The following is a 13322-nucleotide window of genomic DNA, read 5'->3' on the forward strand; positions in this document are numbered from 1 at the left end:
CAAGACCGGCCGAGTCGACGAGGGCGACCATCGCCGGGTGTGCGAACGACGCCCGTGCCGCATCCCCGCCAGAATGGCCCGGTGCCCCGAACGATGACAGCCGCAGTGACCGCCGAACGGCGTGCGGTCGACCGCGACATCGTCCGGCTGGCGGTACCCGCGCTCGGCGCACTCGTGGTCGAGCCGCTCTTCCTGCTCACCGACACCGCGCTCGTCGGGCACCTCGGAGCGACGCCCCTGGCGGCCGTCGGACTCGCGAGTGCCGTGCTGTCGACGGTGACCGGGCTGCTGGTGTTCCTGGCGTACTCGACGACCCCGGCCGTGGCGCGGGCGCTCGGCGGCGGCGACCGTCGCGGAGCCGTGCACGCGGGCATCGACGGGATGTGGCTCGCGCTCGCGCTGGGGGTGGCGCTCGCGCTCGTCGGATGGCCGCTCGCCGGTCCGCTCGTCGACGTCTTCGGCGCCTCGCCGGAGGTGTCGGAGGCAGCGACCGCCTACCTGACGATCTCGCTGATCGGGCTGCCCGGCATCCTGGTCGTCACCGCCTCGACCGGACTGCTGCGCGGGCTGCAGGACACGAAGACACCGCTCGTCGTCGCGACCATCGGGTTCGTCGCGAACGGGCTGCTCAACGCCGTCCTGATCTACGGCGCCGGCTGGGGCGTCGAGGGGTCCGCCGCCGGCACCGTCATCGTGCAGTGGGCGATGGCCGTCGTCTACGCCCGCATCGCCGTGCGTGCCGCGCGGTCGTCGGGAGCGCCGCTGCGGCCCGGCGCCTCGGGCGTCGTCCGGGCGCTGCGGTCCGGGGCCTGGCTGTTCCTGCGGACCGCGTCACTGCGGATCGCGATGCTCGCGACCGTCGGGGCCGCTGCTGGGCTCGGCACGACCGGACTGGCGACGACGCAGGTCGGGCTGACGGTGTTCTCGACGCTGGCGTTCGCGCTCGACGCCCTGGCGATCGCCGGGCAGGCGCTGGTCGGACACGGTCTCGGCAGACGTGACCCGGAGCGGGTGCGGCTGGTGACGCGGCGGCTCGTGCTGCTCGGCATCGCCGGTGGTGTGCTGCTCGGGGTACTGACCCTGGCCGTGAGCGGGGTGCTCGGGCCGGTGTTCTCGGACTCGCAGGCCGTGCGCTCGGCTCTGCCCGTCGTGCTGGTGCTCATCGCCGTTGGGATGCCCGTCGCCGGCTACGTCTTCGTGCTCGACGGGGTGCTGATCGGCGCAGGGGACGCGCGGTACCTGGCCATCGCCGGCGGCGTGAACCTGGTCGTGTACCTGCCACTGCTGTGGTGGGCCGGCGGAACGCTCGCGGGGCTGTGGGCGGCGTTCGCGCTCGGATACATCGGGGTGCGGGCGGTCACGCTCGGGGTGCGGGCGCACCGGCGTGGATGGGTGGCACAGGCGCTGGCGCGGTGAGCGGGTGGATCGGATCTGGTCATCTGGGCCGGGGGATGGCCAGACTGTGCGGTGATGGTCCAGCTCAGCGAAACACGGACCGCAACACTACGGAGTCGTGTCGCGGCTGATCGTGTTGCTGGCAGGACCCGTTCGCAGCTCGAGCCGTTCCCGTCGCGGGCGGGATCCCGGTGGTTGGTCCGCCTGGCGTTCGCCGTCCCGTTCGTCGTGATCGCGCTGGCCAGTGCGGCGCCGGCGGTCACGGCGGCGACGGTCAACGCGTCGTCGGTCGCTCGAGTCGCGGGGGTGCCGTGGGACCGAGCCGACGCGGCCTGGGTCGGGGACCTGTACCCGCCGCTGGGAACGGTGCTGGTGCGACTGATCCCGGGCGGATCCTTCGGCCTCGGGATCGCGGGGGCCCTGGTCGCCGGGCTGCTCCTGCAGCAGCTGCTCGAGGTGATGGTGCACCGTCGCTTCCGCTGGTGGACGATCCTGGTCTTCCTCACCGCCGTCGCGGGGAACCCCCTCTTCGCCTACACCGCCACCGGCAACTTCGAGGCGTTCCTTAGCATCGCGCTCTTCGGCGTCGGCACCGTCAACATGGTCCGGTTCATCACCGGCCGGAACACCAAGGCCGGGTTCGAGTCCGGCATCCTCTTCATGCTCTCCGCGCTCGCGGACGCGTCCGGACTCATCCTCGTGGTCGTCGTCGCGGTGACCGCCCCGCTGCTCGTGGTTGCTCGCCGCGGGCAGGCCGGTGCCCGGTCCTCGAACGTGCTGATCGTGCTGTTCCCGACGATCGCGGTCTTCCTGTCGGTGATGTTCCTGCAGCTGGTGTTCCTCGACGACCCGTTCGCGGTGTTCCGGTCGGTCGTGCACTACGACCCGGCGCGGTGGGCGATCGTGCCGTACCTGTTCACCACTGCCGACGGTCTGCTCCTCGTCGCCCCGGTCGCGAGCGGCGCCGCCCTGGCCCTGCTCGCACGCCGACCCGGGTCCATCCTGATCGGTGTGTTCGTGTTCGCCGCGCTGATCTTCGGGTTCATCGGCGGACTGGTCGCGACGAACTCCGCCGGCAACGTGTACCTCGTGATGTCGATGATGGCGATCGCGATCCTCCCCGCCGCGCGCACGGTCCGCACCAGCGCCTGGATCACCGCCGTCGGCGGGTTCCAGATCGTGATCGCCTGGGCGTCGGCCGGCAACCGCCCGGCCACGCTCGAGTGGATGGGCGCCATCGCACGATCGATCGGATGGAGCTGACGGATGGCCGACGACGGGAGCACCTCCGCACGGCACGCGATCGACGTGCCGTTCGCGGAGCAGTCCGCTCTGGATGAAACGGTCACCGCCGGAGGTCTCCTCCAGCAGGGACTCGGGCAGCGGTACCTCGCCGAGGACTGGCTGCCGGTCCGCCGACTGACGGACGGCAGCGTCCTCGTCGCGAGCGCGGCTCGCACCGAGGACGCCGCCCTGCGGGATGCCCTCCAGGAGGAACTGGGCGGCCCCGTCACGTTCGTCCAGGTCTCGCAGTGGTCCATCCGCCAGGTCGTGCTGCGGCAGTACCGGACGGCGATCGCCGATGCCGCCGCGAACGAGCTCCACGACCGCAACCCGGCACTGTCCGGGCAGACGGTGTTCTCGCGGGGCCAGCGGGTCGGTGGTGTCGTCGTGGTCGCGGCGGTCGTCATCAGCGCGATCCTGTGGCCGCGGGTGACGGCGATCATCGCGCTGGTCACCGCAAGCCTCGTCTTCCTCGCGGGCACCGCCTTCAAGTTCATCGTCTCGATCCAGGGCGCGCGCTACGACGTCGTCGAACGCATCACCGACTCCGAGGTCGCGGCGCTCGACGACGCCGACCTGCCCGTCTACACGGTGCTGGTCCCGGTCTTCCGCGAAGCGAACATCGTCGCGCAGCTGATCGACAACCTCGGCGGTCTGGACTACCCCGTCCACAAGCTCGAGGTGATCATCCTCACCGAGGAAGAGGACCAGGCCACCCGCGACGCCATCACCGCTGCCGGGGCACCCGCGCACTTCCACGTCGTCGTCGTCCCCGCCGGGCAGCCGCAGACCAAGCCCCGCGCCTGCAACGTCGGCCTCTACCTGGCGACAGGCGAGTACCTGGTGATCTACGACGCCGAGGACACCCCCGATCCGGACCAGCTGAAGAAGGCGCTCATCGCCTTCGAGCGCGGCGGCGAGGACACCGTCTGCGTACAGGCGGCGCTCAACTACTTCAACGCCCGCGAGAACTTCCTGACACGGATGTTCACCCTCGAGTACTCGTACTGGTTCGACTACATGCTCGCCGGGCTCGACCACCAGTCGCTCCCGATCCCCCTCGGCGGCACATCGAACCACTTCCGGACCGCTTCGTTGATCGAGCTCGGCGGGTGGGACCCCTACAACGTCACCGAGGACGCCGACCTCGGGATCCGTGCCAGCGCCGTGGGCTACCGCGTCGGGGTGATCAACTCCACCACCATGGAAGAGGCGAACACGTCGATCCCGAACTTCATCCGCCAGCGCTCGCGGTGGATCAAGGGCTACATGCAGACCAGCCTCGTCCACGCCCGCCGTCCGTTCGCGCTGATCGGCGAGGTCGGACTCCGACGCTTCGCCGCGTTCACGCTCCTGATCGCCGGCACCCCGGCCACGTTCCTGTGCGTGCTGCCGTTCTACGCCGTCACCGCAGTGACCTTGATCCTGCCCGCTGACGCGGTCTCGTCGGTGTTCCCGGCGTGGGTGCTGTGGATCTGCCTGTTCAACTTCTTGATCGGCAACGCCGTGATGATCTACCTGTCGATGATGGGTCCCTTCAAGCGCGGCACGTTCCACCTGATGCTGTGGTCACTGCTGAACCCGGTCTACTGGACGCTGCACTCGATCGCCGCCTACAAGGGGCTGTGGCAGCTCCTGACCAAGCCGCACTACTGGGAGAAGACCAACCACGGGCTCACGAACCAGAGTGCTCCCGGCGGTCCGGCGTGAGTGTTCCGGTCGTGAGCGGCCGTCCGACCACAGGCGGTGTCGCGTCGTCGGCCGTCCTCGCCACCGCGGGCATCGGGGTGCAGGGCGTCGCGAAGCTGCTCGTGACCGTCGTCGTCGGTCGGGTGTTCGGCACCGAGGCCCTCGGGCAGACCACGGCGCTGCTGTCGCTCTCGGTCTTCGTCGCCCTGCTCTGGCCGAACGCCGCCGGCAACACCGCGTCGCGGTACCTGGCGATCGCGTTGCGGGGCCGGCGGTCGGACGCCGCGGTGAACCGGCTGCTCGGGCTGTCGATGCTGGTGTCGACCGCGGTGCTCGCGGCGGTCACCGTGCCGGTCGCGCTGGCCTGGGGCAACGGCCCCGGGATGGTGCTCGGCGGGGCCGCGGTCGTCGTCGGCTACGGCCTGTACTGCTACGCCCGCGGCGCGCAGCTCGGGTACGGCAGGGCGCCACGGGTCGCGCTCTGGGACTCGGTGACGAGCGTGCTGGCGCTCGGGTTGCTCGTGGTGGCCTGCGTCGCCCGGCTCGAGCCCTTCGTGCTGCTGCCGCTCGCGATCGGGTACACGGTGTTCGCGATCGCGTGTTGGCCGCGGGGGAACGCGCTCCCAGGCGAGTCGGAACCGACGGCCGGGGTGCTCGGGTTCGCGGCGTGGAACGTCCTGGCGGTGGTGACCTCGAACGGGCTGCTGCAGTTGACGATGATCTCGGCGCAGGTGACGTCCTCGGCCCAAGAAGCCGGTGTGTACGCCGCTGCCTTCACCCTGGCGACTCCGGCGTCGATGCTCGGACAGGCGCTGGGGCAGGTGCTCGTGCCGGCGTTCGCGCACCGGAGCGACGGCGGATCGCTGCGATCGCGTGGGGCGCTGCTGCTCGTGGTCGGGTTCGCCGCTGGGTCCGCGGTCGTGTTCGGCCTGGTGGCGCTGCTCGCCGGGTGGTTCCTGCCGATCGTCTACCCAGCCGAGGGCACCGCTGCCGTCGCCGACCTGCGGTACCTGATGGTCGGCGTCTGGGTGTTCACCGTCGGGCTCGTCCCCGCGGCGCTGCTGCTCGCGTCGGGGCGGTCACGGCAGGTCGCGCTGGCGTCGGTCGCCGGGTTCGTCGTCGGGGCGGTGCTCATGGCCGTGCTCGGGCCCGTTGCGGGAGTCGCTGGTGGGACGACGGGGTTCTTGGTGGGGAGTGCGGTGAACCTGATCGCCGTGATCGGTCTCGGGGTGCAACGGCGGGGCGGGCCGTCTTCCGCGACCACCCGCACGTCATCCCACGCTTCGACGGGGTGGTGACATCGCCGGGCGGCGTCCTTCACTCACTGAGGAGCTTCGCGAGCAGTCGCTGGAGCTCTGCTTGCTCGTCCGTGTCGAGACGCACGAGCCATTCGTCGAACTTCGCGGAGAGGACCTCGAGCGCCTTGTCGAGGGTCTGCACGCCTTGGGGGGTGACGGCCAAGCGGTGCCGCCTGAGGTCGGTGGGATCGATGTCCCGGCGGACGAAGCCCTTCGCCTCGAGGTTCTTCACGTACACGGTCACGCTGGGCTTGGGCAGGACGAGCCGAACGGCGAGCTCGGCGGGGTAGGGGCAGCCGTCGATCTCGCCGAGGACGAAGAACTCCTTCGCCTCCAGCCCGAGCGCCTCGATCTCCGGAGCACAGTCGTTCATCACCCGGGTCAGTACCCGGTGGTTCAACGACCAGATCCGGGCCGCGCTCGAGTCGTGCATGGAGCCTCCGATCAGCAGTGGTACATTTCTGTACTAGTTCCAAACGGAACGTTCGTAATTTCGGACAACCTTGTTCGGCGAACAGTCTACTGCAGGGCGTTCGACCCCTCGGAAGGATCGACCTCCATGTCCACCACGCGCGACACCGTCTTCTCCAACGACACCTTCGACCTCGCCGGGCAGCTGCACCTGCCGGATGGCTTCAGCGAGGACCACACCTACCCGGCGGTCGTCATCGCAACTCCCGGCAGCAGCGTGAAGGAGCAGATCGGCGCGAACTACGGCCGCCGCCTCGCCGACCGCGGCTACGTCACCATCGCCTTCGACCCGGGTTTCCAGGGCCAGAGCGGTGGCCAGCCGCGCGACCTCGAGAACCCGGCTGCGCGGATCGACGACATCCGGTTCGCCGTCGACCACCTCACGACGCTGTCGTACGTCGACGACTCCCGCATCGGCGCGCTCGGCATCTGTGCCGGCGGCGGCTACGCGGTCGGTGCGTCCATGACCGATCACCGCATCAAGGCGCTCGGCACGGTCGTGCCCGTCAACATCGGTCGAGCGTTCCGCCAGGCCGACACCTCGTCGAAGGGCTCCGCGATCGCCATGATCGACGCTGTCGGCCGCAAGCGCACCGCCGCAGCCGCTGGCGAGGACATCGACCGCAACACCTGGCTCCCCGACACCGAGGAACAAGCCGCGGCGTTCGGCATCACGGACGTCGACACGCTCCAGGCGGTGCGGTTCTACCGGACTCCGCGCGGCCACGACGAGCACTCCACCAACCGCCGCTCCTTCACCAGCGACGCCATGATCCTCGGCTACGACGCCTTCAACCTCGTCGACGAACTCCTCACCCAGCCCCTGCAGGTCATCGTCGGCGGCCGCCTCGGGACCACGTTCTCGTACTCAGACGGTCTCACCCTGTGGGAGAAGGCACCGAATGCCGTCGGGCTCCACGTCATCGACGGCGCCGGCCACTACGAGCTGTACGACGAGCCGGAGTACGTCGACGAAGCAGTCGGCACGTTGGATGTCTTCTTCCAGCAACACCTCGCCGGCTGAACCGTTCGTGAGCCGCCACGAGTCGCAGCTCACGCAGGACCGACGGTCGTCAGTCGTCCTCGGTGGGGCCACCGACGATGCTGTCGGCATGCTCCACGATCCAGTCCATGAGGGGAACGAGTCGAGTGGCCAGTTCGGCGCCACTGTCGGTGAGTGAGTAGTCGACTCGTGGCGGGATCGTCGGCTGAGCGACTCGTCGCACGATGCCGTCGTGCTCGAGCGTCCGGAGGGTGGAGGCGAGCATCTTCTCGCTGATCCCCTCGATGGTGCGCCGGAGTTCGCCCCAGCGCTTGCCGCCCGGTTCGAGCGCGAGGAGCACGAGCACTCCCCAACGGCTCGTGACGTGCGTGAGCACGACTCGGCTAGGACACGCCGCAGGGAACTGCGGCGCGGTGCCCGTGTTCCCAGCAGGAGGTGCAGGCGGTTCCACGATTCCGACGTCCATGTGAGTACCTTACAAAAAGGTGCGTACCTGCGCTCAGGACGGTTCGTTGCGATGCTGCCTTCATCCGCTGAACCCTGCTGAAGGAGCCCACGTGTCCATCATCGTCACCGCAGCCTCAGGCCACCTCGGCCGTCTCGTGGTCGAGTCCCTCATCGAACGCGGCGCCGCTCCGGGATCCGTGGTCGCCACCTCGCGCGACGTCGGGAGGATCGCGGACCTCGCAGCGTCGGGCGTGCGGACCGCCGTGCTCGACTACTCCCGTCCGAACACGATCGCCGACGTCATCGGTGCCGGCGACGTCGTCGTCCTGATCTCGAGTGATGCCGTCGGGCAGCGCGTGGCCCAGCACGCCGCGGTGATCGACGCCGCGGCACGGGCCGGCGCAGGTCGGATCATCTACACGAGCGTCCTGGACGCCAGTCGCTCGACGTTGGTCCTCGCCCCTGAGCACAAGGCCACGGAAGAGGCCATCGCCGCATCCGGTGTCCCCGCCACGATCCTCCGGAACGGTTGGTACACGGAGAACTACGCGACCGCCCTCGACATCGCACGGCAGAGCGGCATGCTCGTGGCGAGTGTCGGGGAGGGCCGAGTCGCCAGCGCGAGTCGCCGTGACTTCGCGGAAGCCGCGGCGGTCGTGGCGCTCGACGACACGACCGCCGGGCGCGTGTTCGAACTCTCCGGCGACACCGCCTGGACCCACGCTGAACTCGCGAGCGTCCTCACCGACCTCATCGGGTCGCCGGTGCGCTACCGAGCGCTCAGCCCGGACGAACACGCCGAGTTCCTCCGAGGCGCAGGGCTCGACGAGGACACGGTCGGCTTCTTGGTGGCGCTCGATGCGGGCATCCGGGACGACCTGCTCGCCCACACCAGCGGGGAACTCAGGGCGCTCATCGGCCGGCCGACCACCACGCTCGCCGCAGGCCTCGCCGCCACCGCGGCGCGTTGACCCCCATCCAGTTCCGTCAGACCACACACGAACAGGAGAACACCATGCACACCGACCTGATCACACGAGCACGGTCCAGCCGCATCGCCCGCGGCACGGCCGTCTTGGCCGGAGCCGCCCTGCTCAGCGGACTCGTCGTCTCCGCACCGGCAGCCGCTGCTCCGGCGGTACGACAGCAGTCGAGCGCGACCACCGCAGCGGACCGGCAGGACACCGCCACCGAACAACACAATGCCTGCATCGTCCGGACGCTCTTGACCCAGACCTTCACCGACCCCGCCAGCAGGTCTTCCCGGCAGCTCGCGGCCCGCCTCGTCTCCTCGACCGCGGTCACGCACGGCGCGGGCACCGCCACCGGCCCGAAGGGACTCCTGAGCCAGTTCTCGGCGGACCGGACCCGCGTTCCCGGGGCTCAGGCAGTGATCAAGCACCTCGCAGCCGACGGCGACCTCGTCGCGGTGCACTGGCAGATCGCTCCCGATCCGCGCGATGAACGTCGCGGCGATGCCGCCGTCGACCTGTTCCGCCTCCAGCACGGCAGGGTCGTCGAGCACTGGTCGCTCGAGCAGTCCATCCCCACCGGCACACCGGCGAGCGGGAACACGAACACCATGTTCAGCGACCTCTACCGGCCGGCCCGTCCGACCTCTGCGCCGACGGAACGTCGAGAAGAACGCAATCGGATCCTCGCGGTGTCGGCGTACGACACGTTGTTCCGCGACCACGACGCATCGATCCTCGACCGTGCCTTCGACCCCGCGTACCTGCAGCACAACTCCGTTGCGCCGAACGGGACGGCGGCGCTGAAGCAGCTGTTCGGGAGCGGTGCGCAGTTCCCGGCACAACAGTCCGTCATCTCGCTCTCCGACGGCGACATCGTCTGGACCTTCTCCCAGGCGGTCGGAGCGAAGCCCGGAGACCCGCTGCTCGCTGCTGACCTGTTCCGCGTCGACGGTGGCCTGATCCGCGAGCACTGGGACGTGGTCCCCACCAACTAGTCATGCAGGGCGCGCCGGGGTCGGGGTCGGCGAGACAGCTGGTCGTTCAGTACCCCTGGGCGACCGGGATGTCCCAGTACGAGGGCTGTTCGTACTGCTCCGACCAACCCCGGCGCATCCGTGCAGCTGCGCGGTCGAAGGCGTCGACGACGTCGGTGTCCGGGGTGAGGAGCGACTGCAGGCGCAGCCCGTCGTAGAGCGCGAGCAGCTGCTGGGCGCCCCGGATCGGGTCCATCGTGATCGGTTCCCGACCGGCCTGCACATCCCCGGTCAGCGCCGTGCGGATCGTCTCGCGGAACTGCAGGTACGCCGACCGGTAGTAGTCCGCTCCGTCCGCGGTCGGGTCGGTCGCGGTGACCAGGCTCGACGCGACCAGGCGCATCAGAGCAGGTTCTTCGGCGTGCGCGACGAGGAGCGCATGCAGGTACGCCACGGTGCCCTTCTCGGCCGCGAGCGGGGCGAGCGGCGCCGAGACGGCCCGTGTCCACCGCATGACCGCGGCCGCCAGCAGGGCCTGCTCCGACGGGAACAGCGCCGAGATGTCCTCGACACGCATCCCGCAGTGCGCGGCGACCGCATCGAGCGAGAACCGGGAAACACCCCCGTCGTGGATCGCCGTGATCGCACCGTTGATCGCGCGCGTCCGCGGCGCGTCGTCGTCGATGGTCTGCTGGTTCGTCAGCGGACTCAGCGGGTGCTTCCGGAACCACTCCAACAGGGCTCGCGCCCGCGAAGCGCCGAACGACGGATCCGACGGTCGACCGGCGGCGAACAGGTCGCTGAACCCCGGGACCTCCTGCATCAGCGGATCGAGCGCCTGGAACGCCATCGACCAGTCCGGGAACGACCGTCGCTCGATCGGTTCGTCGAGCAGCACCCGCACGTTCGTGTGGCGCGGGTCGGCCTGGACCTGTCCGAACCGGGCGTGCACGACGTCGTCGTCGCCCTCGATGATCCCGATGCAGTTGTCACCCTTGTGGGCGAGCATGCCGGTCACCCCGAGGAGGGTGTTCTTCTCCCGCCCGACCGCGAGGATCTGCGCGAGTTCCGAGTCGGTGATCGGACGGGTCTGCGTACTGGTGTAGACGAGCGAACGCATCGTGTCTCCCCTGTGCCTTCGAGCGGTGTGTTCTCCACCGAGTGAACGCCCTCCCGCACGGTCACGGCTACCCCACCTTCGGGACCCCGCCCTCGTCGGCAGATGCTGCCGTGCGGTACGTGACCACCAGGACGGTGACGTCGTCGGGGTGGTCGCTCGTGGCCGCGAGCGCCGCGATCTCGTCGACGATCGCGGCAGCGGCGGTCTGCTCCCCGAGGAGGGCGGCGAAGCGGTCGAACGTGTCCGTACCGGTACCGAAGAGGTCGAGGACACCGTCGCTGATGGACACGATCGCGTCTCCCTCGGCCAGGGTCGTGGTGGCACTCGTCCACGACGTCCCGATGCCCAGTGGCAGATCAGCCGATCGGAGTGGTTCCTGTGTTCCGTCGGCGCGGCGGAGGATGGTGAGTCCGTGGCCGGCGTCGGCCCACTGCGCGGTGCCGTCCCGGTCGACGCGGAGGTGGAAGCAGGTGGTGAACCGCGCGCTGAGTAGGTCGCTGCCGCCGGTCGCGATCCCGGCTGCCGCGCGGCGGAGCCCGTGGGCCGCGTCGGTGTCGTCGACGGTGCTCCGGATCACCGACCGCACGGCGGCCGCGATCATGCCGGCAGCGACCCCCTTCCCCATCACGTCGCCCAGGGTGAACGCTGCTCCGGTCTTCGTCGGGAACCAGTCGTAGAAGTCACCGCCGACCCGCTTCGCCGGAAGGCACATGCCCACCGCTTCGAGTTGCGCGGGCAACGACGCGACATCGCTCGGCAGCAGGGCCTGCTGCATGAGCTCGGCCTGCACGATCTCCGACTCCATGACCCGTCGCTGCCGTTGGGAGACGTCGAGGCGGAGCGTGGCTCGACGGGCGAGCTCGTTGGTCACCGTCGCGGCCGCGGCGTACACCAGCACCGCCACTAACAGCCTGACGGCCTCGCTCCCCGGTACCGGGCCGGGTGCCACGACGAACGGCAGCAGCAACGTGACGCTCGTGCCGATGAGCGGGTAGACGATGTGCCGGCGCCCGGGGTTGGCAGCGATCCAGATGACCGGCAACACCACGATCGCCAGGAACACCGACCGGCTCTCCCCCGTGCCGTAGCGCAGCAGCCCGACCGCGATGAAGTCCACCGCCGGCAGGAGCAACTCCCAACGGATGAGCAGCGGCCACCGCGTCATCAAGCCCGCGCACACGAGCGCCAGGAGCGCACACACGACACCGGTCCACATGCTGACGGGTTCCGTCACCGGCAGCCACGGCGTCAGCGTGCTGGCGACGGCGGCGGACGAGATCAGCCCCGCCACGACGGCCTGCTTCACCAGCGGAGCCACCACCGGCTCCCCGATGGGCAGGGTGACCGGGCCGGTGTCGACGTCGTCCCGGATCCGAACGAGTCGCCCTCCGATAGTCGACCGAGGCACGATCGGAGCTGGACCCGACGCCGCATCTCGTTCCACGAGCCCAGTCAACAGGACTCCGAGCGCACGAGCATCCCCGCGTTCGGGGCCGTCCCCGAGATGTCGGGCGACGCCCGCACCCGTCAGAACAGTGCGTTCACCTCGCCGTACCCGACTGCCTGCGCCGTCGAGTCGCACGTCCCCGCGGTCAGCAGCTCGATGGCTGCGTGCCGCGCCACGGCGTACGCGGCTTGCGCGACCCCGGAGCCGAGGCTCACGCGCGCGACGCCGACGGCGGCGAGCTCCGCGACGCTCGGCGAGCCCGGCCCGGCCATCACGTTCAGCGGCGCGCTGATGGCCTCGACGAGCGCGCTGATCGTGCTGAGGTCGCCGATCCCCGGGACGAACACGCCATCTGCCCCTGCGTCGAGGTACCGGTTCGCGCGGTCGATCGACTCTGTGAGCAAGAGCTCCGGTGCGACGAGCCCAGCGAGGTGCACGTCGGTCCGCGCGTTGACGAACAGCCGCACTCCGGCGCGCTCGCCTGCGCGGCGGGCCGCAGCGATCCGATCGACGAGTTCGCTCGGTGCCGACGCGCCGTCCTCGATGTTGATCCCGACCGCACCCGCTTCGAGAACCGCGTCCACCGTGCGCTCCACGCCGTCGGCATCGTCCGCGTAACCGCCCTCGATGTCCACGGTGACGGGCACGGAGACGGCGGCGGTGATCCGGGTGATCGCGCCGAGCGCTTCCTCACGTGAGAGGACGTTGCCGTCCGGGCGCCCCAGCGACCACGCGACACCCGCGCTGGTCGTGGCGATGGCCGGGGCGCCGGCGGCCTCGATCAGTCGGGCGCTCGCGACGTCCCACGCGTTCGCGAGGACGAGCGGCTGCTCGGGGTCCCGATGGAGCGAGTGGAAGCGGGTGGCTGCTGCTGTCGTCGTGTGGTTCACGGAGCCAGTCCAGCGTGCGAGGCGGTCTTGGTCTGGCGGATTCCGGACGGGGTGGGATCAGCGAACAGCCGGCGGCGGACCCGTCGTGTCCCCCACCCGCAACTCCGAGGTGAACGTCGCCGGCTGCGGCTCCGCCCCCTCGAGCATGGCCAGGGCAGCACGCGCGGCGGCCTGGCCCTTCTGCACGAACGGCTGCACCAGGGTGGTCAGGTGCCGGATCGGGGTTCGGTGCAACAGGCTGTCGTCCACCGTGATGCCGTCGAACCCGACGACACTGACGTCCTCGGGCACCCGGAGTCCGGCATCGGACGACCGTGCCGCCGAGCACCT

At 70.0% G+C, this 13322-nt stretch carries 13 protein-coding genes; 7 read left to right on the plus strand and 6 right to left on the minus strand.

Annotation, left to right across the window (positions count from 1 at the left end; translation table 11 throughout):
* Positions 1-105: 105 nt before the first annotated feature.
* From ITJ59_RS03075 to ITJ59_RS03090, 4 genes are all read left to right on the plus strand, one after another.
* The gene (locus ITJ59_RS03075; RefSeq protein ID WP_416354849.1) at positions 106-1416 is read left to right on the plus strand and encodes an MATE family efflux transporter; all 1311 of its coding nucleotides are present in this window, start codon (positions 106-108) and stop codon (positions 1414-1416) included.
* 174 nt (positions 1417-1590) lie between these two features.
* Entirely contained in the window at positions 1591-2658 is a 1068-nt protein-coding gene (locus ITJ59_RS03080) for a hypothetical protein (protein WP_228510770.1), read from the plus strand.
* 3 nt (positions 2659-2661) lie between these two features.
* Positions 2662-4389: a glycosyltransferase gene (locus ITJ59_RS03085; protein WP_194649653.1), complete on the plus strand. Its 1728-nt coding sequence runs from the start codon at positions 2662-2664 to the stop codon at positions 4387-4389.
* An 11-nt stretch (positions 4390-4400) separates the two neighbouring features.
* On the plus strand, positions 4401-5666 hold the full coding sequence (locus ITJ59_RS03090; RefSeq protein WP_194649654.1) for a lipopolysaccharide biosynthesis protein: 1266 nt from the start codon (positions 4401-4403) through the stop codon (positions 5664-5666).
* Between the two features lie 19 nt (positions 5667-5685).
* Here ITJ59_RS03090 and ITJ59_RS03095 read toward each other — a convergent pair whose 3' ends face one another.
* Positions 5686-6099, minus strand: coding sequence for a MarR family winged helix-turn-helix transcriptional regulator (locus ITJ59_RS03095; protein WP_194649655.1), 414 nt, complete (start codon positions 6097-6099; stop codon positions 5686-5688).
* A gap of 126 nt (positions 6100-6225) precedes the next feature.
* On the opposite strand from ITJ59_RS03095, the gene ITJ59_RS03100 reads away from it, so the two are divergent.
* Positions 6226-7161 carry an alpha/beta hydrolase gene (locus ITJ59_RS03100; RefSeq protein ID WP_194649656.1) on the plus strand — a complete coding sequence of 312 codons (936 nt, stop codon included), beginning with the start codon at positions 6226-6228 and terminating at the stop codon, positions 7159-7161.
* 49 nt (positions 7162-7210) lie between these two features.
* Here the strand turns inward: ITJ59_RS03100 and ITJ59_RS03105 are convergent, their stop codons facing one another.
* A complete protein-coding gene (locus ITJ59_RS03105) occupies positions 7211-7606 on the minus strand; it encodes a winged helix-turn-helix transcriptional regulator (RefSeq protein ID WP_194649657.1) in 396 nt (131 codons plus the stop codon).
* A gap of 91 nt (positions 7607-7697) precedes the next feature.
* On the opposite strand from ITJ59_RS03105, the gene ITJ59_RS03110 reads away from it, so the two are divergent.
* Positions 7698-8558 (plus strand): NmrA family NAD(P)-binding protein, encoded by an 861-nt coding sequence (locus ITJ59_RS03110; RefSeq protein WP_194649658.1) that lies wholly within the window; start codon positions 7698-7700, stop codon positions 8556-8558.
* A 44-nt stretch (positions 8559-8602) separates the two neighbouring features.
* Complete coding sequence (locus ITJ59_RS03115) at positions 8603-9556, plus strand: nuclear transport factor 2 family protein (protein ID WP_194649659.1); 954 nt, start codon at positions 8603-8605, stop codon at positions 9554-9556.
* Between the two features lie 46 nt (positions 9557-9602).
* On the opposite strand, the gene ITJ59_RS03120 is transcribed toward ITJ59_RS03115, so the two are convergent.
* From ITJ59_RS03120 to ITJ59_RS03135, 4 genes are all read right to left on the minus strand, one after another.
* A complete protein-coding gene (locus tag ITJ59_RS03120; RefSeq protein WP_194649660.1) occupies positions 9603-10655 on the minus strand; it encodes a BLUF domain-containing protein in 1053 nt (350 codons plus the stop codon).
* Between the two features lie 67 nt (positions 10656-10722).
* A complete protein-coding gene (locus ITJ59_RS03125; RefSeq protein ID WP_194649661.1) occupies positions 10723-11973 on the minus strand; it encodes a PP2C family protein-serine/threonine phosphatase in 1251 nt (416 codons plus the stop codon).
* Positions 11974-12182: 209 nt separating this feature from the next.
* Complete coding sequence (locus tag ITJ59_RS03130; protein ID WP_194649662.1) at positions 12183-12992, minus strand: isocitrate lyase/PEP mutase family protein; 810 nt, start codon at positions 12990-12992, stop codon at positions 12183-12185.
* 57 nt (positions 12993-13049) lie between these two features.
* Positions 13050-13283, minus strand: a complete 234-nt coding sequence (locus tag ITJ59_RS03135; protein WP_323749382.1) for a substrate-binding domain-containing protein — start codon at positions 13281-13283, stop codon at positions 13050-13052.
* Positions 13284-13322: the final 39 nt, after the last annotated feature.

Source organism: Curtobacterium sp. VKM Ac-1393, from assembly GCF_015350995.1.
In the GTDB taxonomy this organism is placed as follows: domain Bacteria; phylum Actinomycetota; class Actinomycetes; order Actinomycetales; family Microbacteriaceae; genus Curtobacterium.